Origin of the sequence: Streptomyces canus (assembly GCF_041435015.1) — a bacterium.
Taxonomy (GTDB): Bacteria; Actinomycetota; Actinomycetes; order Streptomycetales; family Streptomycetaceae; genus Streptomyces; species Streptomyces canus_G.
The window spans coordinates 9,340,985-9,362,525 of sequence record NZ_CP107989.1; the positions used below are offsets into that span (position 1 = coordinate 9,340,985).

20 protein-coding genes and 1 pseudogene are annotated in these 21,541 nt (G+C 71.0%); 8 read left to right on the plus strand and 13 right to left on the minus strand.

Features of this window, described 5'->3' with window-relative positions; genetic code table 11:
- Positions 1–69 precede the first annotated feature (69 nt).
- Positions 70–2,028 carry an N-acetylmuramoyl-L-alanine amidase gene (locus OG841_RS42500; RefSeq protein WP_371569720.1) on the minus strand — a complete coding sequence of 653 codons (1,959 nt, stop codon included), beginning with the start codon at positions 2,026–2,028 and terminating at the stop codon, positions 70–72.
- Between the two features lie 265 nt (positions 2,029–2,293).
- Positions 2,294–3,433: an aminoglycoside phosphotransferase family protein gene (locus tag OG841_RS42505; protein WP_328636487.1), complete on the minus strand. Its 1,140-nt coding sequence runs from the start codon at positions 3,431–3,433 to the stop codon at positions 2,294–2,296.
- Positions 3,434–3,676: 243 nt separating this feature from the next.
- Here OG841_RS42505 and OG841_RS42510 point away from each other — a divergent pair, with 243 nt between their 5' ends.
- A complete protein-coding gene (locus OG841_RS42510; RefSeq protein WP_328636486.1) occupies positions 3,677–5,170 on the plus strand; it encodes a DNA-binding protein NsdB in 1,494 nt (497 codons plus the stop codon).
- A 5-nt stretch (positions 5,171–5,175) separates the two neighbouring features.
- Here OG841_RS42510 and OG841_RS42515 read toward each other — a convergent pair whose 3' ends face one another.
- A complete protein-coding gene (locus tag OG841_RS42515; RefSeq protein ID WP_328636485.1) occupies positions 5,176–6,606 on the minus strand; it encodes a PP2C family protein-serine/threonine phosphatase in 1,431 nt (476 codons plus the stop codon).
- A 428-nt stretch (positions 6,607–7,034) separates the two neighbouring features.
- Here OG841_RS42515 and OG841_RS42520 point away from each other — a divergent pair, with 428 nt between their 5' ends.
- A complete protein-coding gene (locus OG841_RS42520; RefSeq protein WP_328636484.1) occupies positions 7,035–7,448 on the plus strand; it encodes an SsgA family sporulation/cell division regulator in 414 nt (137 codons plus the stop codon).
- Positions 7,449–7,464: 16 nt separating this feature from the next.
- On the opposite strand, the gene OG841_RS42525 is transcribed toward OG841_RS42520, so the two are convergent.
- Positions 7,465–8,562 carry a baeRF3 domain-containing protein gene (locus tag OG841_RS42525; protein ID WP_371569724.1) on the minus strand — a complete coding sequence of 366 codons (1,098 nt, stop codon included), beginning with the start codon at positions 8,560–8,562 and terminating at the stop codon, positions 7,465–7,467.
- 83 nt (positions 8,563–8,645) lie between these two features.
- Here OG841_RS42525 and OG841_RS42530 point away from each other — a divergent pair.
- Positions 8,646–8,803: pseudogene (locus OG841_RS42530) on the plus strand (arginine deiminase family protein); the annotation flags it as partial.
- A gap of 126 nt (positions 8,804–8,929) precedes the next feature.
- On the opposite strand, the gene OG841_RS42535 reads toward OG841_RS42530, so the two are convergent.
- From OG841_RS42535 to OG841_RS42550, 4 genes are all read right to left on the minus strand, one after another.
- The gene (locus OG841_RS42535) at positions 8,930–10,516 is read right to left on the minus strand and encodes an alpha/beta hydrolase (RefSeq protein WP_328636482.1); all 1,587 of its coding nucleotides are present in this window, start codon (positions 10,514–10,516) and stop codon (positions 8,930–8,932) included.
- A gap of 506 nt (positions 10,517–11,022) precedes the next feature.
- On the minus strand, positions 11,023–11,763 hold the full coding sequence (locus OG841_RS42540; protein ID WP_328636481.1) for a class I SAM-dependent methyltransferase: 741 nt from the start codon (positions 11,761–11,763) through the stop codon (positions 11,023–11,025).
- 308 nt (positions 11,764–12,071) lie between these two features.
- Positions 12,072–12,548 (minus strand): nucleoside deaminase, encoded by a 477-nt coding sequence (locus OG841_RS42545; RefSeq protein WP_328643454.1) that lies wholly within the window; start codon positions 12,546–12,548, stop codon positions 12,072–12,074.
- Between the two features lie 52 nt (positions 12,549–12,600).
- On the minus strand, positions 12,601–13,797 hold the full coding sequence (locus OG841_RS42550; protein ID WP_328636480.1) for an MFS transporter: 1,197 nt from the start codon (positions 13,795–13,797) through the stop codon (positions 12,601–12,603).
- Positions 13,798–13,855: 58 nt separating this feature from the next.
- On the opposite strand from OG841_RS42550, the gene OG841_RS42555 reads away from it, so the two are divergent.
- The 3 genes from OG841_RS42555 (at position 13,856) to OG841_RS42565 (ending at position 16,072) form a co-directional block, all read left to right on the plus strand.
- The gene (locus OG841_RS42555; RefSeq protein ID WP_328636479.1) at positions 13,856–14,233 is read left to right on the plus strand and encodes a MerR family transcriptional regulator; all 378 of its coding nucleotides are present in this window, start codon (positions 13,856–13,858) and stop codon (positions 14,231–14,233) included.
- 41 nt (positions 14,234–14,274) lie between these two features.
- Positions 14,275–15,048 (plus strand): GNAT family N-acetyltransferase, encoded by a 774-nt coding sequence (locus OG841_RS42560; protein WP_328636478.1) that lies wholly within the window; start codon positions 14,275–14,277, stop codon positions 15,046–15,048.
- Between the two features lie 100 nt (positions 15,049–15,148).
- Positions 15,149–16,072, plus strand: coding sequence for an NAD-dependent epimerase/dehydratase family protein (locus OG841_RS42565; RefSeq protein ID WP_328636477.1), 924 nt, complete (start codon positions 15,149–15,151; stop codon positions 16,070–16,072).
- On the opposite strand, the gene OG841_RS42570 is transcribed toward OG841_RS42565, so the two are convergent.
- Both OG841_RS42570 and OG841_RS42575 read right to left on the minus strand, forming a co-directional pair.
- Positions 16,073–16,954 carry a GNAT family N-acetyltransferase gene (locus OG841_RS42570; protein WP_328636476.1) on the minus strand — a complete coding sequence of 294 codons (882 nt, stop codon included), beginning with the start codon at positions 16,952–16,954 and terminating at the stop codon, positions 16,073–16,075.
- A 200-nt stretch (positions 16,955–17,154) separates the two neighbouring features.
- On the minus strand, positions 17,155–17,418 hold the full coding sequence (locus OG841_RS42575) for a GlsB/YeaQ/YmgE family stress response membrane protein (RefSeq protein ID WP_266553470.1): 264 nt from the start codon (positions 17,416–17,418) through the stop codon (positions 17,155–17,157).
- Positions 17,419–17,648: 230 nt separating this feature from the next.
- Between OG841_RS42575 and OG841_RS42580 the strand changes: the two genes are divergently transcribed.
- A complete protein-coding gene (locus OG841_RS42580; RefSeq protein WP_371569729.1) occupies positions 17,649–19,082 on the plus strand; it encodes a hydrolase in 1,434 nt (477 codons plus the stop codon).
- Here OG841_RS42580 and OG841_RS42585 read toward each other — a convergent pair.
- Both OG841_RS42585 and OG841_RS42590 read right to left on the minus strand, forming a co-directional pair.
- Positions 19,075–19,620 (minus strand): AAA family ATPase, encoded by a 546-nt coding sequence (locus tag OG841_RS42585; protein WP_328636474.1) that lies wholly within the window; start codon positions 19,618–19,620, stop codon positions 19,075–19,077. The genes OG841_RS42580 and OG841_RS42585 overlap by 8 nt on opposite strands.
- A 43-nt stretch (positions 19,621–19,663) precedes the next feature.
- Positions 19,664–20,215 (minus strand): GNAT family N-acetyltransferase, encoded by a 552-nt coding sequence (locus OG841_RS42590; RefSeq protein WP_371569731.1) that lies wholly within the window; start codon positions 20,213–20,215, stop codon positions 19,664–19,666.
- Positions 20,216–20,243: 28 nt separating this feature from the next.
- Between OG841_RS42590 and OG841_RS42595 the strand changes: the two genes are divergently transcribed.
- Positions 20,244–20,981 (plus strand): phosphotransferase, encoded by a 738-nt coding sequence (locus OG841_RS42595; protein WP_371569733.1) that lies wholly within the window; start codon positions 20,244–20,246, stop codon positions 20,979–20,981.
- A 65-nt stretch (positions 20,982–21,046) separates the two neighbouring features.
- Here OG841_RS42595 and OG841_RS42600 read toward each other — a convergent pair whose 3' ends face one another.
- Positions 21,047–21,487, minus strand: coding sequence for an SPW repeat protein (locus OG841_RS42600; RefSeq protein WP_371569735.1), 441 nt, complete (start codon positions 21,485–21,487; stop codon positions 21,047–21,049).
- Positions 21,488–21,541: the final 54 nt, after the last annotated feature.

Consider the following 21,541-nt stretch of genomic DNA (forward strand, 5'->3'; position numbering starts at 1 on the left):
GTGTGGTGAGCGTCCGGCGGGTGGCGGCCCCACCCCGGAGGAGTGGAGCTTCCACCCGCCGAACGCCCCCTACCGGCGCCGGCCCGAGGGCTTCACCTCGACGTCCGCCGCCCGCACGAACTCCACCCGGTGGCCGTACTGGATCTCGTAGTACAGGTCCTGGCCGACCACGACCTTGTGCGAGTCCGTCGTGAAGGTGACCGCGTAGTAGTACTCGCCGGGCACCTTGTCACCGATCACGTACGTCTGGCCCTTGAGCAGCTTGTACGGCAGCGGCGACACCGCCTGTGCGGGGACCCCCGTCGGATAGGCGGAGGCCTCGGGGTAGGCGCGGCCGTACACCGGGACGCTGTCGAGGCCCTCCTTGGGGGTGACGACGAGACCGGCGGTACTCACCGCGGTCGGGTTGCTCCTGGGGTTCTTGAACCACGCCTTCTGGCCCAGGTACCAGATCGCCGTCCAGTCACCGTCCCGGTCCGCGACTGCATACTGCTGGCCGGTGGAGACCCGCGACGAGAGGTCGTTCACGTCGGTCGTCGGAGCCCGGCCGCCCATACCGATGTCCGTGATGAGAGCGGAGTTCTCGTCGGGGGACGAGTGGAGCCGTACCTCGCTCGAACCGTGGGACGCGCAGGGCTCGCCCTTGGCGACGCAGCCCGTGTACTGCGGCTGGTTGGTCGCGTAGTCGGGCCGGATCGTCACCAGGCCGCCCCGCTTGGCGGAGGTCGCCTTGAACGGGTGGCCCAGCAGCTCGAAGTAGTGCCGCCAGTCCCAGTACGGGCCGGGGTCGGTGTGCATGCCCGAGACGGTGGAGGTCGTCGGGCCCGGCACGTTGTCATGGCCGAGGATGTGCTGCCGGTCCAGCGGGATGCCGTACTTCGCGGAGAGGTACTTCACCAGCCGCGCCGAGGACCGGTACATCGCCTCCGTGTACCAGGCGTCCGGATTCGCCAGGAAGCCCTCGTGCTCCAGACCGATCGACTTCGCGTTGATGTACCAGTTGCCCGCGTGCCAGGCCACGTCCTTCGCCTTCACATGCTGGGCGATGTGACCGTCGGTCGAGCGCAGGGTGTAGTTCCACGACACATAGGTGGGGTCCTGCACCAGGTTGAGGACACCCTCCCAGGCGCCCTCCGTGTCGTGGATGACGATGTATTTGATGCTCTGCGAGGCCGGACGGTTCCCCAGGTCGTGGTTGCCGTAGTCGTTGTCCCCGAACTCCTCGTAAGGTGCCGGGATCCACTCGCAGGACACGCTCTTCGGGCACTCGGTGTTGCCGCTGCCGAGCGTGCGCAGCCCCGTCCGGGCGAGCTGCGCGGTGTCGGGGGCGAGCGTCGGCTGCGCGGTCAGTGCGATCCGCTGACCGGCGTCCGTGGTGCGCTCCTCGCCGGTGCGCAGCACGTCGAAGACGTCGTTCGCGTACGCTGCCGCCGTCGCGCTGTCGTCCGCGCCGGAGAAGCGGGCCACCGCGCCGTACCAGTCCGCCGGGTCCTGGCTCAGCGGCTCGCCCAGGTCCTTCTGTGCGGCGGCCAGCAACGCGGCACCGCCGGCGATGTTCGCCGCGGGGTCGGCGCGCAGGTCCCCGGCGCTCAGACCGCTCAGCTCGGCCGCCTTCGGCAAGGTCTCCAGCCGGGCCGGGAGCTCGGTGGGCGTCGGCACCTTCGTCTCCGGGAGCAGCGCCGGGCGGGCGCTGTCGCCACGGGCGTCCTCCGTGCCCTCGCTGTGGTGCGGTCCCGAGGCGAGTGCGGTGCGGGCGTCGGTCAGGTGCATCGGGCCGTAGCCACCGGTCACACTCGGCGCTCCGGCGTGGCCGTCCCAGCGGGACTGGAGATAGGAGACGCCGAGGAGGACGCTCTGCGGGACGTGGTACTCGGCGGCCGCCGAGGCGAAGGCCTGCTGGAGGCCGGCCGAGGAGTCTTCGGCCTGCGACGGGGCCGCGCCGAGCAGGGGCAGCAGCAGGGCGGTGCCGGCCAGCGTGCCGATCACCCTCCGGGTGGCTCTGTTGGGGTCGGTCGTGGATCCTCGCAATGCAGCCTCCTGGGACGGTCGGGCGCGATGAGCCGTGCGGGGCCGGGCGTGCGTCAGTGGTACCGGCTTGCCGACGATCCGTCAATCATGCCCAGGGGCAGACGATTTCCCATGTCAATGAGGGGTGCCGGGAGTTTCGTGGCTGATGCATCCAGGCCTGCGGGGCGTCAGTGGCGTACACCAATGTCCCCTGGCGAGGAGCCGCACATACGAAGGTCCGCGGTGCGCCCAAGTCTTCGGGGCGCACCGCGGACCTTCGTCCCCGTCAGCGAGTGCCGACCGCCGCGCGCACGGCCCGACGGGCCAGCTGGCAGTCGTCGTGCAGCCGCCTCAGCAGCAGCCGCTGTTCCTCGCCGGACGGCGCAGCACCCGGGTGGGCCGCGCCCGGTGCCGCCGGGGTCGCGTCGTGCATCGAACGCTGCACGGCCGTCTCGTAGGTACGGATCTCACGAGTCAGGACGAGCATCAGGTTCACCAGGAAGGCGTCCCGCGAGGCGGGGCCCGCCGACTGGGCGATCTGGCTGATCTGACGGCGGGCCACCGGGGCGTCGCCGAGGACCGACCACAGCGTCGCCAGATCGTAGCCCGGCAGATACCAGCCCGCGTGCTCCCAGTCCACCAGCACTGGACCGGCCGGTGAGAGCAGGATGTTCGAGAGCAGCGCATCGCCGTGGCAGAACTGGCCCATGCCCTGTCGGCCCCCCGAGTGGGCGATGCCGTGCAGCAGCTTCTGCAGGTCGCCCATGTCCCGGTCGGTCAGCAGTCCCAGCTCGTGGTAGCGGGAGATGCGGGCCGCGTAGTCGAGGGGGGCGTTGAAGGTGCCCGCGGGCGGACGCCAGGCGTTGAGCCGGCACACCGCGCCGAGCGCCGCCCTGATGTCCGCGCGCGGCGGGGCTTCGGCCGGATGCCGGTGCAGAGCCGCCACCCGGCCGGGCATCCGCTCGATGACCAGGGTGCAGTTGTCCGGGTCCGCCGCGATCAGCCGCGGGACGCGCACCGGGGGCCGGTGCCGGACGAACGAACGGTATGCGGCTATTTCGTGCCGGATCCGCTCGGCCCATACGGGGGAGTGGTCGAGTAAGCACTTGGCGACAGCCGTGCTGCGTCCCGTCGTACCGACCAGGAGCACGGAGCGTCCGCTGCGGCGCAGCACCTGCACCGGGGCGAACTCCGGGCAGATCCGGTGCACCGACGCGATCGCCGTGCGCAGCTGGGCGCCCTGGGGGCCGGACAAGTCGAGTCTCCCGCTGAGCGGTTGGGTGCCGAGCCCCGGAACGCGCCGCGTCCTGCCCGTACCCGGTACGGGGGCCGTCGGACGCGCGGGGTCGAGGTAGGGGCCACCGCCCGCCGGGCGGAGATGCGGCGACCGGGGCGGGGCGGACACAGAGGACGATGCTGCGTACATGGGCGAGACAGATCCCTTCGTGTGCCTGCTGTGCCTGGAGAAGCAGTGCGCTGCCCGACCCGGAACACGGGGTGCACCCTGGGGAATGTCCCAGTGAGGTCCGGGTCGGGGTGGCGCGTTCCTACCTCACCGCAGACGCGCACTGGCACACCATCTGGCGCACCCTGGCGAACCCTGGCGAATAGTCCCGGAGCAACTGACACGGGGCTACTGTCAACTCAGCCGAGTACCTGGGGGCTTGATGTGAGCGGACAACCCAACACCCGACTTTCGGACCTGTTCGGCCTCGCCGGCTGGTCCAAGGGTGAACTCGCGAGGCTGGTCAACCGGCAGGCGGCGGCCATGGGCCATCCGCAGCTCTCGACCGACACCTCGCGGGTGCGGCGGTGGATCGACATGGGAGAGATCCCGCGCGATCCGGTGCCGCGGGTGCTGGCGGCTCTGTTCACCGAGCGTCTCGGCCGTGTCGTGACCATTGAGGACCTCGGTCTGGTCCGGCACGGGCGTACGGGGAAACGGCAGGGCGACGGGAGCGTGGAACATCCCGACGGCATGCCGTGGGCGCCCGACCGAACCGCCGCGGTCCTCACCGAATTCACGGGAATGGACCTCATGCTCAACCGACGCGGCTTGGTGGGCGCGGGTGCCGCGCTCACCGCGGGATCCGTACTCAGCAGTGCCATGCACGACTGGCTGCACACCGATCCGGCCCTCACCGCCGATGCCCCCCAGTTCGACGACCCCCTGCACGCCGACCCCGCTGGGTTCGACCGCTACGAGGCCGCCCCCATCGGGTCGCAGGAGATCGAGGAACTGGAGCGCTCGGTCGAGGTGTTCCGGGCCTGGGACGCGGCCCGCGGCGGCGGGCTGCAACGCAAGGCGGTCGTGGGCCAGCTCAACGAGGTGGGCGGCATGCTCGCCTACCGGCAGCCCGACCATCTCCAGCGGCGCCTGTGGGGCGTCGCCGCCAACCTGGCCGTCCTCGCGGGCTGGATGTCCCACGACGTGGGCCTCGAACCGACGGCTCAGAAGTACTTCGTCATCGCCGCCCATGCCGCGAGAGAGGGCGGTGACCGGCCCCGCGCCGGCGAGGCGCTCTCCCGTGCGGCCCGCCAGATGGTGCACCTGGGCCGGCCCGACGACGCACTCGACCTGATGAAGCTCGCCCGGTCCGGCTCCGGCGAACAGGTGCTGCCCCGCACCAGGGCGATGCTCTACACCATCGAGGCCTGGGCACAGGCTTCCATGGGCAAGGGCCAGGCGATGCGCCGCACCCTCGGACAGGCGGAGGACCTCTTCGTCTCCGACAAGAGCGACGTGCCACCGCCGAGCTGGATGCAGACCTTCAAGGAGGAGGACCTGTACGGCATGCAGGCCCTGGCCTACCGCACGCTGGCGGAGCACGATCCGAGTGCGGCCGCGCACGCCCAGCACTACGCGGAGAAGGCCCTCGCCCTGCGGGTCGACGGACGGCAGCGGTCGAAGATCTTCGACTTCCTGTCGATGGCCTCGGCCTGCTTCATCGCCGACGACCCCGAACAGGCGGACCGCTATGCGCGGCTGGCGCTGGTGTCGATGGGCTCCAACTCCTCGCACCGCACCTGGGACCGGCTGCGTCAGATGTACCGGCTCACCGCCGAGTACTCCAGCTACCCGAAGATCAACGAGCTGCGCGAGGAGATCAGGCAGGCACTGCCGAAGCCGAAGGGAAGGGGTGGCAACAGCGCTCGGGCGTGAGCTTGTTATGCAGTCACCTTCGCGATGAGCACGCAGGCGTCGTCCTCGCGCTCGGTCTCGCCGAACTCCTCCATGACCATGCGCACACAGTCCTGTGCGGTGCGCGCCCCGTCGAAACGGGGGGCCAGGTCGAGGAGCCGGTTCACGGCAGCCGTACTGCTGCGCCCGGGTACCAGTCCGTCCGTGTGCAGCAGGAGCAGGTCGCCCGGTTCGAGGGTCTCCTCGGCCTGCGCGTAGACGGCTCCGGAGGTCGCGCCGAGGAGCACGCCGTCGGGTGAGTTCAGCCTGCGCCCCGTCCCGCTCCGGAACAGCAGCGGGGCGGGGTGCCCGGCCTGCGCCCAGACCAGGGTGCGGGTCTTGGGACGGTAGCGGCAGCAGACCGCGCTGCCGAGAGCCGGCTGCACGGTGGCGTCGAGCAACTGGTTGAGCAGCGACATCAGTTGGCCGGGTTGGGTGCCCGCCATCGCCATGCCGCGCACGGCGCCGAGGAGGGTCGCCATGCCGGAGGCCACGGCGACTCCGTGCCCGGTGAGGTCGCCGACGCTCAGCAGGGTCTCGCCGTCGGCCAGTTCGAGTGCGTCGTACCAGTCGCCGCCGATCAGGGCGCTGGCCGACGACGGTAGATAGTGGGCGGCCAGGTCCAGGGTCTCGGTGCCCTGGTGCGGGAGCCGCAGGGAGCCACGCCACGGCGGCAGCACGGCCTCCTGCAGCTCGACCGCGAGCCGGTGCTCGCTCTGCGCGCGCTGCCTCTGGCGTTGTAACGAGTCACGGGTCTCGCTCACCGCCCGTTCACTGCGCCGCAGTTCGCTGACGTCCCGCAGCACGGCCCACATCGAGGCGGTGCTGTCGTCGGCGCCGAGCACGGGCTCGCCCATCATGTGGACGGTGCGCACCTCGCCGTCCGGGCGCACGACACGGAACTCGCCGTCTATGCGTTTGGCATCGACCAGACAGTCCGTGACCATGCCCGTCAGTGTCGGCCGGTCCTCGTCGAGCACCAGGGAAGGGAGTTCGTCGAGGGTGAGCGGGGGAGCTGTGCGGTCGCGGCCGAGTATCTCGTACAGCTCCCCGGACCAACTCGCCTCGTCCGTAAGGAGGTTCCACTCCGCGCTGCCGACCCGGCTGAGCAGCGAGCCGCGCCGGGGAGCGGGCGGCGCGGTTCGCGCGGCGGACTGTGCCCCGGGTACCGACGGCACGGGCGGCGGGCCTTCCCGCAGCTGCGCCAAGTGCTCGTCCAGATCGGTGAGTTGGTGAAGTGCGAGGTCGTACAGCGCGCGCTGCCAGCGCTCCTGGGGGTCCGAACCGTCACTGGGCGCGTCCCGTCGTACGGCGTCCACATCGCCCTTGAGCCGCCGTGTCTGCGAAATCAGCGCGTCGACCGAGCCGCGTCCTGGCGGCTGGGCGGCGGGGTGGTCCGCGGAGAGGTGGGACGGCATGACGCACTCCGATGCGGGGACGGTTCGGCCTGGGCGGGGCGGAGGGACCGTTACGACTGTTGCACAGGGCGCGACGCGCTGTAAGGGATTTGGCAGCACACGATACGGTGGTGCTTCTGGCATATGCCACAGTCTTCGCAGAGGGATCGGGCGGAGCGTGTCGTCTACGCCCTTTGATGGTGCAAGTCGTAGGCGCTGTACGCGACTTGGTGGGTCGGTGGGGTGTCCGATCCGGTGTTCATCTGCGTGTTCGACGGTCCTTTGTTCTAAGGAGTCTGGCAAGACCTCGTGGTGAAGTCGAGGAATCTTGCCATGTGACGCAGGTCACATTAATTCACCCCCGTTCAGGCGTAATGCAAACGCCACTTGCGAGGTCGTAAGTACACATCGGCACAACCGGCCGACCTCTCGCCCGCAGTGGAGACCGTATGGACACGACCCTCGAGCAGCCCGCCCCTGCCCGGCTGATCACCGCGGAGAACCAGGAACTGCCCGTCCCCGCCATCCTGCGCTACGACTCCACCGACCCGCTGGCCGTCTGTGTCGACTTCCCGCCCGAGGTCTCCCTGGACGGACAGGCAGTGACCTGGACCTTCGCCCGTACCCTGCTGGAGGAGGGGCTGCGGGGGCCGGCCGGCGGCGGGGACGTGCACCTCTGGCCGTGCGGCCGGAGCACGACGGTCGTGGAGTTCCACTCGCCGTATGGTCTCGCCCTCCTCCAGTTCGGCACGCCCGCCCTGCGAAGCTTCCTGCTCCGCACCTATGCGGTGGTCGACGCAGGGCAGGAGGACCTCGGCGAGGCCGTCGAACAGGGGCTCAGCGCGCTCTTCGGGGGTGTCTGAGTGGCGTAGGGCGGTCTCAGTACCGCAGCACCCCCGCGATGCCGTCGGATCCTCCCAGCGTGCCGTCCGGTACGAAACGGACCTCGGCACCGGTCTCCAGGCATTGTTCGACGATCTCGTCCACGATGTCCTCGCGGGCGTCGAGGTCGCCGCTCTCGGCCGGCATCAGATGGTCGCCGCCCGCATCGCGGACCGTGACCCGGTAGTTCTCCTCGACGGCCAGCAATCGCAGTCGACCCTCCCGGGCGCTCTGCCAGATCTCGTCGACACCGGCCGCGAACGCCCTCCGTCCGCGCGCCGCTTCGAGCTCCAGGGTCACCGCGTCGGTGCTCCTGCGGGCTTCCGCGGCGACCAGTGGCCGGACCGCATGCCAGACCGCGTCCGGGGTGCCGTGCGCGAGACCGCCGTGCGGGACGTGCACCGCGTCCTTGGTGACGCTGCCGACGTCGTCCAGCGCGGACAGTGCCGCGGTCTCGCCGGTGATGTACAGCGGCCGCGGGTCCTCGCGCAGGAGCTTGGCCAGCGCCGTGTCGGTGTCCCGCAGGAAGTGCCGCGTGTCCTCGTCCCGGAACGTGCTCGGCATGTCACCGATCCGCTCCAGGCGCTCGGAGTCGAAATTCTCGCGGGTCCTGGTCAGCGGAAAGCCGCCGGCCCGGTGCTCGGTGACACGGTCGACGCCGCCGTTCCACAGTGTGGCGCGGTCGGCCGAGACCGACAGGACCCAGAACGGGCGCTCCGAGGCCTGGGCGGAGACGAGGTTGCGGGTCAGGAAGGTGTCCGAGAGCACCACGCGCTCCGGTACGGCACGGGACAGGGACCACACCTGGTGCTCGCCCGGAGCGGCGAAGATCACCAGACCGTCCTCGGTATGGGAAAGATCGATCTCGGCGAGGGCCAGGTCGAGCTGCCGGACGACATCGGCGCGCCGCTCCCGGGGGACCGCCGGGTCGGCCTCCAGCTGTTTCTTGGCCTCGGCCACCACATTGCGCAGCCGGACCGGGTCCTGGGCGTTCTCGGGTTCACGGCGGTGGGTCGGCGTGAGTACGGACACCGCCGGATAGGCGCGCGGTCGGCGCAGTTCGGAGAGGGTCGCAGGGCTGAGTGCGTGCTCCATAACAGCACCATAGGGCCGATCGGCCGATCAGGCATTTGGGGCAACTTGATCGGGCACTCAGGGCATTCCTCGGGCTGCCGGCGCTGCCGGCGCTGCGGGTCGTCGGGACCGGCGGGGATGTGTACGCCTCCGAACGCCAACGCTGCTGCGCAAGGCCGGCATGGGCGTCATCACCATCGTCGGTGCCGAACCGGGGCGCGGCCGGGGCGGCGGGCACCGTACGACCTGCCCGATCGTGCGGATCCGGTGGAGTTCTGACCACGTCGATGCGGCTTCGGCCGGGCGCGGCAGCCACCGTCGGGTGGTCTTCAACTCCTCGGCCGTCTCGCTCCGTTCACTCATGCCGGGATCGCGGACGGAGTGGATCTCAGTCGTCGCGTTCGGGCCCGCAGGAGCTGCCGTCGGGCGGGAGACTGCCGTACAGCAGGAAGTCGTCGACCTTGCGGTGCACGCACGTGGAGGAGCCGTAACCTGTGTGGCCCTCGCCCTTGTTGTCGAGGACCACGGCCGAGTCGCCGAGGCGCTTGGCGGTCTCCACGGTCCAGCGGTACGGCGTCGCGGGGTCGCCGCGGGTGCCGACGAGGAGCATCTTCGGGGCGTGGACGTCGCGCACCTTCTCGCGGATGAAGTCGGTGCCCTTCGGGCGGCCGTAGCAGATCAGGTACTCGGTGAGCCGGTAGCGGCCGAAGACCGGCGACGCCTGATCGTAGGCGGCGCGCAGCCGGGCCAGGTCCTTGGTGATCCGGTCGGCGCCGGGGCGGTCGGGATCGTCCGCGCAGTTGACCGCCATCAGCGCCGCCGGAAGATTGTCGAGCGGTACGTCCTCCACGTCGGTGAGGGTGCTGTGCGTCGGGTCGTCGGAGGGAGCGTGCGCGCGGGTGAGGACATCGGAGCCGCCGCCCGTGAAGCCGAGGACGCCCGCCGTGTCGCCCTGCTCCACCAGCTCGGCGAGCGCCCGCTCCAGCGAGGGCCACAGATCCTTGCTGTAGAGGGCCTGGCCGATGGCGCCCACCAGGTCCTGTCCGGTGAAGTCGGGGCCGAAGCCCGTCGGCACCGGATCCTCGTCCAGCGATGCCACGAGCTGCAGGACCTGTTGCCGGGCGCCGCGCGCGTCGGTGCCGAACGGACAGGCGATGTCCTTCACGCACCAGTCGACGAAGTCCTCCAGCGCCGTCTGCTGCCCGGCGGCGCCCGCCACGCCCTGTTCGGCCAGCGGCTCGGTGAGGGTGTCCACGCCGTCCAGCACCAGCCGGCCCACCTTCTTGGGGAACTGGGCCGCGTAGACCGCGCCGAGCCGGCTGCCGTACGAGAAGCCGAGGTAGTTGAGCTTCTTGTCGCCGAGGGCCTGGCGCATGACGTCCAGATCGCGGGAGACGTTCACCGTGCCGATGTGCGGGAGCACGGGCCCGGAGTGCTTGGTGCACTGGTCGGCGGCCTTCCGCAACGTCCCGAGCACGGCCTGCGGGTCCTGGTCGAAGGCGGTGTCGTCGTCGGTGGCCGCGAGCGCCTGGTCGGTGCCGTTGCCACAACTGACCGGGGAGGACCTGCCGACACCGCGCGGATCGAAGGACACCACGTCGTACTCGTCCGTGAGGGCCATGAAGTCGTCGCCGTCGGCCGCGAGGGCGGGCACGCCCGCGCCGCCCGGGCCGCCGAAGTTCAGCAGCACCGAGCCACGCTTGTGCTTGGTCGTGGCCCGGTAGCGGGCGAGTGCCAGTTCGAGGGTGCCCGCGCGGGGCTTGGCGTAGTCGAGGGGAACAGTGACCTTTCCGCACTGCAGGTCCTTCGGGGCCTCCATGCCCACGCACTTCGACCACTTGATCTTCTGGCGGTAGAAGCGCGACAGGTCCGGTCCGGAGCCGTCCGTGACCATGGACGGCAGTCCGGCGCCGAGCAGGGCCAGCCCCACGGCTCCGGAGAGAGCGCATCGCCGCCTCGTCACCTTGGCGAGCATCCATGCCTCCAAGGACGCCCATCGGCGCCCTCGATCACGATAAGCGGCCGTTCTACGGGCCGCCTCCGGGGAGCGCGATCACGGAATGTGCCCGGCTCTGTGCTCGCTCGATGCGCCTGAGCCGGCCTATGCCGGACCTGTCCAGCTCGCCGCGCGATGCTGCGCTCGCCCGCGGCCCTTCGGGGTACGGCGACCGGTTCACCCCCGCTCGCGCGCCGGGCGATGTCCCGCTCGCCTGCGGTGTCGGCCGTGCGGTGCGGTGCTTATGCCCGGTCGTTCGTCGGCCTGTCCCGCTCGCTCTCGGCTGTCCCGCGCGAGACGCCATGCTCACGCCGGGTCGTCCCCATGGGTCTGTCCCGCTTGGCCTCGGCTGTCGGCTGCGCGGTGCCGCGTCCGTCCTGTGCCCTCCGCTGTACGGTCACCCCGGCCTCCGCCGTACAACCGCCCCCGTCCTCCTCCGCGCGGCTCTGCGCTCGCCCCCGGCCCTTCGCCGTGCGACAACCCGCTCACGCCCTCCCTCCCGTCGCCACCGCCGTGAGCAGCACCATCCCGGAGTCCCCGTGGGCCGGCAGGGGCGGGTCGGGGTCGACGTGGGTGATCGACAAGTCCCGGGTGAGGGGGGTGAACACCTCCGTGACGGTCTCCGGGTTCACCGGACAGCCCGGCCAGCGCGAGGTCGGTCCGATGCGGTGGGTCGGCATGTTCTCCATGAACGCGGCCACCAGATGTCCGCCCGGCACCACACAGCGGGCGAACGCCCGGCAGAAGTCAGTGAATTCGGCGATGTCCTCCGTGGCGCCCTCGGCGACGAAGTGCATGGACGCCAGCTCGTACCCACCCCGCTCCAGGTCCCGGACGTCCGCGTGGACGACGTGCACCTGCGCCAGCGACCCCGCGAGCGTCCTCGGCACCGCGGGGTTGAGGTGCCGGCACAGCGCGTGGAAGGGCAGCCAGCTCGCGTCGGGCCCGCAGACGATCTGCCGTTGCAGATAGGCCACATTGCCCGCGCCGGCCTCGACGGCATCCACACGGCGGCTCGCCGCGGACGCGAGGATCAGCGGGTAGAGGTTGGGCCCGGCACCGAACTCCACCGAGCGGGCGACCCCGCCCGGTGCCAGACGCCGGTAGAACGCGGAGTGGTGGGTGATCACTTCGGCGTCCGAGGGATGCAACTCCCGGTAGTTCTCGGCGAGATAGTCGGCGACCGGCCAACGGTCCCAGTCCACGTCGTCGTTGTGCGTCATCATCGCCGCATCCACCTCCTCAGTCCCTCGGGCACGGCCGGAAGCGTCCCGCCGGCGCGGTCGGTGTGGCGAGATGGTCCCAGCACCCGCCCGGTCTTGCGGTACACGCGCCCACCAGGGCCGGCGGTGCGCGGGCCGGTGCACCCGGGTACCGGTGAGTGCGGTGACGGCCCACAGAGACGTACGCGCAGCGAGGACCGTCACGCAGGCGACCGTGCTGACAGCGACCGGAGTGACGTGAGCGGCCATGAGCCGACGATCTTTTTCGATCGTAGGCACCGGGGCGCGGGGCTGCATCCCGGCAGAGCGCGTCAGCTCTGATGGAACCGGCCGTGCAACTGCCGTACACGCTCCGTCAGCTCGGGCACCGGCCCCTCCACGATCACGCCGGGGGCGACCTCGTTGACCGGCAGTGTCCGCACCGGGGGTGCCGGGACGCCCAACTGGGTGAGCCACTGGGTCAGTTGCTGGGACGAGGCGACGTACACGATGCGTCCGAGGCCCACCCAGGCGTGCGCGGCCGCGCACATCGGACAGTGCTCGCCGGAGGTGTACACGGTGGCCGCCGCCCGGTCCTCGGGCGTCATGTGCGCCGCCGCCCAGCGGGCCAGCTCGAACTCGGGATGCCGGGTGCGGTCCCCTGAGGCCACGCGGTTGTGGTCCTCGGCGAGGATCTCGCCGTCGGCGCTCACCAGGACCGAGCCGAACGGTTCGTCCCCGGCCTCCAGCGCCTCGGTGGCCAGCTCGACGCAGCGGCGCAGATACGGCAGTTCGGTTTCCTTCACGATTCTGTGTCCTTCGCGACCATGGAATACGGCCCTCCTCGCCACGAGCCTAAGGTCATCGCCGCGTCGCCGGGAACGCGTTTCGGGCCACGGTGACCACCCCGAGGGCCACCGCGACCAACGGCAACGCGGTCCACGGCAGCGCCCCGGCGCCCCAGCCGTCCAGTGCCAGACCCCCGGTCAGCGAACCCACCGCGATCCCGGCGTTGTACACCGTGGTCTGCAACGACGTGGCCACGTCCGCCCGCTCCGGACCCGACGCGTCGATCAGCGCCGTCTGGATCAGCGTCGGCGCACCCCCGAAGGCGACGCCCCACAGGGCGACCGAGATCAGCAGTACACCAGGGACCCCGGCGGCCGGCCCCAGCGCGAGCATCACGGCCGCGCACAGCGCCAGCGCGCCGATGAGCGTCGGCCGCAGATGCCGGTCCACCAGCACCCCGGTGATCCAGATCCCCACCACCGTCGCCGCCCCGAACACCAGAAGCACCAGTCCCGTACGGCCGAAACCGGCATGCGCCGCGAACGGGGCGACGTACGTGTACATCACCTGGTGTCCCACCAGCAGGAACAGCGTGACGGACAGGACGGCCGGGATGCCCGGCAGCGCGGCGACCCGGGCGAGCGGCACGCGCGCGTGCGCCGTCTCGCCCGGGAAACCGGGCACCCGCCACCGCACCCAGCCCACCAGCAGCACCGCGAGCCCGGACAGCAGCCCGAACGCCGTGCGCCAGCCCACCGTCCCGGCCAGCGCGGTCCCGGCCGGGATGCCCAGGGCCAGGGCGAGGGTGATCCCGGCGAGGACGATCGCGATCGCCCGGCCGCGCCGCTCGGCCGGCACCATCCGTGCCGCGTACCCGGCGAGCATCGCCCAGAGCGTCCCGCCCATGGCCCCGGCCACCAGCCGTGCCCCGAAGGTGAGGGCGTACGACGAGGACATCGCCACCACCGCGTTGCTCACCGCGAAGCCGAGCAGTGCCCCGACGAGCACCGGCCGGCGTGGCAGCCCGCGCAGCATCGCCGTGAGCGGGATCGCGGCGGCGAAGGACGCGAGCGCGTACCCGGTGACGAGGAAGCCGATCCGGGCTTCGGAGACGCCCAGATCCGGGGCCATGCGGGGCAGCAGACCCGCGGGCAGCAGCTCGGTCAGCGCAGCGGTGAAGGCGGCCGTCGACAGGGCGAGGAGCCCGGACCACGGAAGCGGGACGGAACTGGGCGGGGCTGTGCCCTTGGCCGGGCAGGTGGTGGACATGCGACCATGATCGGACCTTCACATCAGTGTGAAGGCAAGGGCGACCCGGGAGTACGCGATGAAGATCGGTGAACTGTCCCGACGCACCGGAGTCCCCACCCGGCTGCTGCGCTACTACGAGGAGCAGGGCCTGCTCCACCCCGAGCGCACCGACAACGGCTACCGCGCCTTCGGAGAGGCCGCGGTCCGCGACGTCCAGCAGATCCGCGGGCTGCTGGACTCGGGCCTGACCACGGAGATGATCCGCGTGATCCTGCCGTACCTTTCGGGGCCGGAGGAGATCCTGTTGCCGCCCGAGCACCTGACACCTCGGACCGCGGCTCTCCTGGAGGCCCACGTCGATCGCATCCAGGCCCGGATCGACTGTCTTGCCCGCAACCGCGACCGGCTCAGCGCCTACCTGGCGGCGGTCCGCGCGGAGGCCGGGCGGCCGTAATCGCCATTGCCGCAAAGGCGTCCGGGTGATGAAGTGAGCCCATGGATCATGTAGCGGTACTCGCCCTCTTCGACCGGGACATGCGCGAAGGCGCACAGCCGGACGGTCCCGGTGCCCATGTCGAGCGGGTCGGCGGGGTGGTCCGCCAGGTCGCCGCCGAGCACGGCTGGAACGGCGTCGTCTGGTCCGACCTGGACGCGTCGAGCGCCGACAAGGCGATCGCCGAGCAGATCGCGTACTACACCGGGCTCGGCCGCGAGTTCGAGTGGAAGCTGTACGGCCACGACCTGCCGTTCGACCTCGGACAGCGGCTCAGGGCAGCCGGATTCACTCCCGAGCCCGAGGAGACGCTGATGATCGCCGAGGTCGCCGACCTCACCCTGGACGTCGAACCGCCCGAGGGGATCCGTTTCCTTCCGGTCACCGACCGGGCGGGCGTCAACCTCGTGGCGGATGTGCACGAGAAGGCCTTCGGCACCGACAGCTCCCGGCTGCGGCACCAGCTGCTCGCCCGGCTGGACGACCCCGACAGCGTGGTCGCCGTCGTCGCGCTCGCCGGAGACGAGCCGGTCAGCGCCGCCCGCATGGAGCTCGTGCCCGGCACCCGCTTCGCCGGCCTGTGGGGCGGCGGCACCGTCGAGAGCTGGCGCGGCCGCGGGATCTACCGCGCCCTGGTCGCGCACCGGGCCCGCGCCGCCGTGGAGCGTGGATACCGCTACCTCCAGGTCGACGCGCTGGCCACGAGCCGGCCGATCCTGGAACGCCTCGGGTTCGAGCCGCTGACGATCACGCAGCCGCACGTGTACCAGCCGTAGCACCCGGCGGCCGGGACAGCTGTGGTCAGGTGGCGGGGACGGCTGTAGAGGCCGGCGGCCGCGATGTCACATCCGGGCCCGCCCGATCCGTCGCACCGGTATGACGACGAACCAGAACCAGAGCATCCTCCTCGCCGGCGCGAGCGGCGTCCTCGGCCGCCACGTCGCCAGGGCCCTGACCGACGCGGGCCACAAGGTCACCGGACTCGGCCGGAGCGAGGGCAACGGCGTCCGGGCCGACCTCATGGACCGCGAGGCCCTGCTGCGGGCCGTGGACGGACAGCACTTCGACACGGTCGTCCACGCGGCGACCGCCCTGCGCAAGCCGCCCATGCGCCACCGCGACATGTACGCCACCGACGCGCTGCGCATCGAGGGCACCGCCCACCTCGTCGAGGCCGCCCGGGCCACCGGCGCCCGCCGTTTCGTCACCGAGTCGATGGTCTTCGGATACGGGTACGGCGACTTCGGCGACCGACCGGTCACGGAGGACGACGAGTTCGCGCCGCGCGGCACCGACCCGGAGCTGGAGCGGCACCTCGCCGGGATGCGTACGAAGGAACAACTCACCTTCGAGGCGGCCGGGTTGGAGGGCATCGCACTGCGCTTCGGCCTCTTCTACGGCCCCGGCGGCACCGACAACGTCCTGGCCCTGCTGCGCAAGCGGCAACTGCCCGCCCCCGCCGACCACGGCCGGGTCCTGCCGTGGGTCGAACTCACCGACGCGGCCCGCGCGGTGGCCGCGGCGGTCGTACACGGGCGCCCGGGGCAGGCGTACAACGTCGTGGACCGCGCACCGCTCGGCTTCCGCGCCCATCTGCTGTGCGTGGCCGAGGAGTTCGGACTGCCGAAGCCGATGAGCGTACCGCTGTGGCTCACGAGGCCGATGAGCTACGCGCACACGATGTTCTCGGCGAACCTGAGGGTGTCGGCGGAGAAGGCCGAGCGGGAACTGGGCTGGACGCCCGCGTACCCGTCCAGTCGCGACGGTCTGGCCGCACTGCGGGCCGCGACGGCCCGGTGATCACAGATCGAGCTGGTACTCCACGGACCTGTGCGTCGGCAGGTATCCGAGTGAGTCGTTGACGGCCAGCATCGGCTTGTTGCTCTCCGCGGTGTCGGTGCACAACCCGGACAGTCTCGGGTACCGTTCGAGCGCGTGGCAGACGGCCGCGGCCTTCATCCAGCGGGCGAGGCCCTTCCCGCGGTGCTCGGGCAGCACAGCGGTGCCGTAGTGCTGTCCGTCCCCTGATCCGTCGCCCGGCACGACCAGTTCGGAGAAGCCGACCACGCTGCCGTCCGTCGCGTCCACGGCGGCGACGGTGTGCAGCAGCTCTCCGCGTCGCGCGATCGCCTCCGCGGCCGCGATCACGCGCTCCACGTCCCAGACGACCCTGCCGAAGTCCGTGCCCTCCATCGGCATGTCGTCCATCGCCCGCCGCGAGTCGGCGAAGGACCGCGCCAGCGCGTCCGGCACGGTGCCCTCCCACTCGGCCAACCGGTAACCGGGGTGCGGCAGTTCGACGAGCGCGTCGATCGCGGCACGATCGACGTCGGCCAGCGGGAGCCGGGCGTAGGTGAGCGCCAGGACCTGCCGGAAGCCCCGCGCGGCCAGAAACTGATCGGCGGGGGAGCCCTGTACGGCCTGCGCGATCACAGACCGCCGCCCCTCCGCCTTCGCGGCGCCCACGGCGGCCTTCAGCAGCCGGCTTCCGACGCCCTGCCGCCGCTCGGCGCCGTGCACGGCGAGGTGTAGTTCGGCGAGGTGCTCCTGCCCCTCCTTCGTGAACAGCCGTAGGAAGGCGGACCCGAGCGGGACCCCGTCGTCCCCGGAGGCCAGCCAGGCCAGACGGCGGCTGGAGGCGGTGGGTTCGAGGTCGGCGAGCGGGGTGATGGGGAAGCGCAAGCGAGTCTCCGTCAGGGAGGGGGCGGCGGGCGCTTGAAGCCTGCCGTCGCACTCCGGCGGGCGCAACGGGATTTGACGTCGGGGCACCCCCACGCGTCGGAGCACCCACACTCAGGGCACTCACGTGCGGCGGCGCGCCGGAGTCTCCGGCGCGCCGCGTTCTCGCGTGTGCTGGTGTGGTGCCCTGTGCCGTACGACCGTCAGCGGCGCGCCTTCGACCGGTCCAGCGCCGCCACGCCGAGCGCGGCGAGACCGATCTGGATGAGCCACTCGACCCAGTCGATGCCCTTGGTGTCGGCCACGTCGAAGGCCCCGGCGATCGCCGAGCCGATCAGTGCGGCCACGATGCCGACCAGAATGGTCCACAGAATTCCGATGCGCTGACGGCCCGGAACCACGAGCCGGCCCAGGACACCGATGACTATGCCGATCACGATGGCACTGATGATGCCGTCGACTTCCATCTCCGCCCCTTTTCTGATGAGCCCCGATGTAGTCCGGATGCCCGCTGGGGGCGGCGTCAGTCCGGCTCCGTCCCAACCGTCGGTCAACACCCGGTCAATCCTGGTCCGGAGTAGCGGACGATTCTGTTCAGCCTTCTTCGTGTCATGTACCGTTCAAATTAATCGCATATCTATGCGCGTAGTTCCCTTCCCGCATCACCCTTCCCCCACTCCTCACGGAGGTATGCCGGATGCTCGGACTTACCGTTCCCCGCCACAGACTCGGCGCGGTCCTCGCCGGATTCAGCCTCATCGCCGCGGGTGTCGCCGTGCAGGTCGCCGCCACCCCCGCCGCCGCTGCCACCCCGCACCGGATCCTCTTCGACAACGCCCACGCCGAGACGGCCGGCAACGCGGACTGGATCATCTCCACCGGTCAGCCCGACCCCCTGGGGGAGGACTCCTCGCCCTCCGCCGAGACCGACTGGACCGGCGCCCTCTCCTCCTGGGGTGTCGCCCTCCAGAAAACCGGCGACTACAGCCTCAGGACCGCGACGAGCGCCCTCACTTACGGCGGCTCCGCGGCCACCGACCTGTCGAACTTCGACACCCTGGTCCTGCCCGAGCCCAACACGCTCTTCACCACCGCCGAGAAGACGGCGATCATGACCTTCGTGAAGAACGGCGGCGGCCTCTTCATGATCTCGGACCACACCGGCGCCGACCGCAACAACGACGGCGAGGACGCGGTCGAGATCCTCAACGACCTGATGACCAACAACAGTGTCGACTCGACCGACCCGTTCGGCTTCTCGATCGACTCGCTGAGCATCGGCTCGGACTACCCGAGCGCCATCAGCGACAGCAGCAACCCCGTCCTGCACGGCTCCTTCGGCACCGTGACCAAGAGCCTGATCGCCAGCGGCACCACGGCCACCCTCAAGCCCGCCGACAACTCCGCCGTCAAGGGCCTGCTCTACCGCACGGGTTACTCGGGCAACACCGGGGCCTTCTTCGCGACCAGCACCTTCGGCAGCGGCCGCGTCGCCTTCTGGGGCGACAGCTCACCCATGGACGACGGCACCGGCCAGTCCGGCAACACCCTCTACGACGGCTGGAACGACTCCGGCGCCACCAACGCGGCCCTCGCCCTGAACGCCACGGAATGGCTGGCGGGCGGCAGCGGCAGCGGTGGTGGCGGCGGTTCCACCTGCACGCCCGCCCAACTCCTCGGCAACAACGGCTTCGAGTCGGGCAGCAGCGCCTGGAGTGGCACCAGCGGCGTGATCACCAACTCAGGCGACGAGTCCGCCCGCACCGGCTCGTACTACGCCTGGCTCGCCGGCTACGGCTCCGCGCACACCGACACCCTGTCCCAGTCGGTGACCGTCCCGGCCGCGTGCACCACGGCCACGCTCAGCTTCTACCTGCACGTCGACACCGCCGAGACCACCACCAGCACCGCCTACGACACCCTCAAGGTGCAGGTCCTGAACGGCTCGGGCACGGTACTGGGCACGCCGGCCACGTACTCGAACCTCAACGCGGCCTCCGGCTACACCCAGCGCAGCTTCAGCCTGGCGGGTTACGCCGGCCAGACCGTCACCCTCAAGTTCACCGGCACGGAGGGCTCCACCCTCCAGACGTCGTTCGTCATCGACGACACGGCACTGAACGTCAGCTGACCCGCTCGGGGACCCACCCGGTCACGGCCGTCACCTCGGCCGCGATGTCGATCACCGTACGCCCGTCGGTCACCACGCGCAGCGTGCCGGCGGGCGCACGCTCGTCCAGCATCCGAGCCTTGCGGGCGCTGCCCCGCAGCTCCCGCTCCAGCTCGGAGCCGAGCTCCCGCCCGGCCAGCCGCCGCTCGGTCGTCTCGTCGCTCGCGGTGAGCAGGACCCGTACGATCCGGACGCCGACGCCCATCGCCCGCCGGAACACGCCCGTCGACTCCTCCAGCACGCTCACGGTGTGGGTGTAGACGAGGCGCCGGTAGCCGAGTTCGGCGTAGTTCCCCCACACGGCTGTCAGATTGCGCTCAGCGACGGCGGCCCGGTGCGGATCGCCCCCGGGCGCCGGATGCACCTGCCCCATGAAGTCACCGTCGATCACCGCATGGGCGACCCGAGCGGCCCGCAACCTCGCCGAGATCTCCCAGCCCACGGTCGTCTTGCCGACTCCGGCACGTCCTCCGAGGAGCAGAACCTCCGCGTGATCCATACGGCGAGAGTGGCACGCCAAGTCTCCGCAGGGCCACGGAGTTTCAGGCACGCAGGCGCCACGTGCGCAGGACGACCTCCCGGCCGCGCGACACCCTCCGGACCGGCGGCTCGTCCGTGAGCTCGAACGCACAGGACCGGGCGACCGCCTCACTCGCCGCGTTGGCGGCGTCGATGCACAGCACCACCCGACGGGGCCGGATCTCCCGGACGGCGTACTCGGCCGCGAGGCCCACCGCCCGCCCGGCGAGCCCTTGGCCGCGGTGTGCGGGCCCGATGCCATAGGCGAGTTCCAGGTCACGCTCGTCCGACCCGCTGCGGAACAGCAGCACCTCCCCGCGGGGGAGGAGCCCGTCCGTGGTGACGGCCAACTGGATCCTCCGTCCCTCGGCCTGGCCCTCCCGCGCGCCGGCGAGATAGGCGCGCGCCGCGTCCAGGTCGAACGGCGAGGCCACCGGCGTCCAGCGGGCCATCTCCGGATCGTCGTAGAGCGCGACCAGGTCGGCGAGGTCGGCGTCCGCCCACTCGCGCAGCCGGACGCCGTAGCCTTCGAGAGGTGCGGGCGGGACAAGGGTGAAGGTCTTGTTCGTGTCCATGGGTCGATCCTGCCCCGGGAGGCGGTCGGTGGAGGAGTCGGTGCTCGGCGGCGGCGCGGTCAACGAGGTCGTCCGCGTCGGAGAGACCGTGCGGCGCACACCGTCGCAACGGTCGCCGTTCGTACGGGAGTTGCTCGCGCTGTTCGAGAGCGCCCACTGGCGTGGCGCGCCCCGGTTCCTCGGCATCGACGAACACGGCCGGGAGACGTTCGGCTACCTCGAGGGGAGGGCCGGGGTGACCTTGTCCGAGCGCGTCGCCGCCCGTGACGACGAAGCCCTCGTGGAGGTCGCCCGACTCGTCCGGTCCTTCCACGACCTGACCCACGGGACGCCGCTCGCCGGCCATCGGGACGTCGTCTGCCACAACGACCTCGCGCCGAAGAACACCGTCTACGCCGTGGCGGACGGCGCATGGCGCCCTTCGGCCTTCATCGACTGGGACCTGGCCGCCCCGGGCGCCCGGATCCACGACGTCGCCCACGTGTGCTGGCAGTACCTCGACCTGGGTCCGGCCGTCACCGACGTGGCGGAGGCCGCTCGCCGGATCCGGCTGATCTGCGACGCCTACGGCCTCGACGGGCGGGACCGGCTGCTGGACACGGTGCTGTGGTGGCAGGACCGGTGCCGGCGAGGAATCGAGGCCGGGGCGCTGCGCGGCGAGCCGGCCATGGTCGGGCTGCGGGAACGGGGGGCCGTGGACGAGGTACGGGCCGCCTGGGAGTGGGTCGCCGGTCACCGGCGCGAGCTGGGCTCCCTCCTGGGGTGACGCCATGCGGAGGGGGCCGGTCCACCGAGTGTGGACCGGCCCCCTACTCCTGGGTCGAGGATTCTCTACGGCTTGGGTGCGCTCTTCGCCGCCGTGACGGTGCACATCAGCCCCAGGATCACCGCGAGGGCGCCGATGATGATGTTGTTCAGCGCCACACCGGCGTCGGGGCTCTCGCCGACGACCCAGGGGGCGATGATCATCCAGATGCCGACCGCGCAGAAGGCCCAGCTGAGGCCGTACATGCGCTCAGGGGTCTGGGTGAATCCGAGGGCCAGCAGACCGGTCGCTATGCCCACGATGAGGTTGTGGGTCACGAGGGCGGGCTGGCTCGTCGTGTAGTGGAGTATCCAGGGGGACACGGCGCAGTACAGACCGAGCAGGAACACCGGTCCGTCCACGAGCGCCACATCACGACCGCCGAGCATGCGGGCGTAGCGTTCCCGCATTTCTGGAGCGTCAGGGTGGCTGGTGATGTCACCTCTGGTGTGCGAGACGTTGGCCATGACTCGTCTCCTTTGACTTGCTGGCCTGACCGCGTCTGGTGCGGTGTGCGGTAA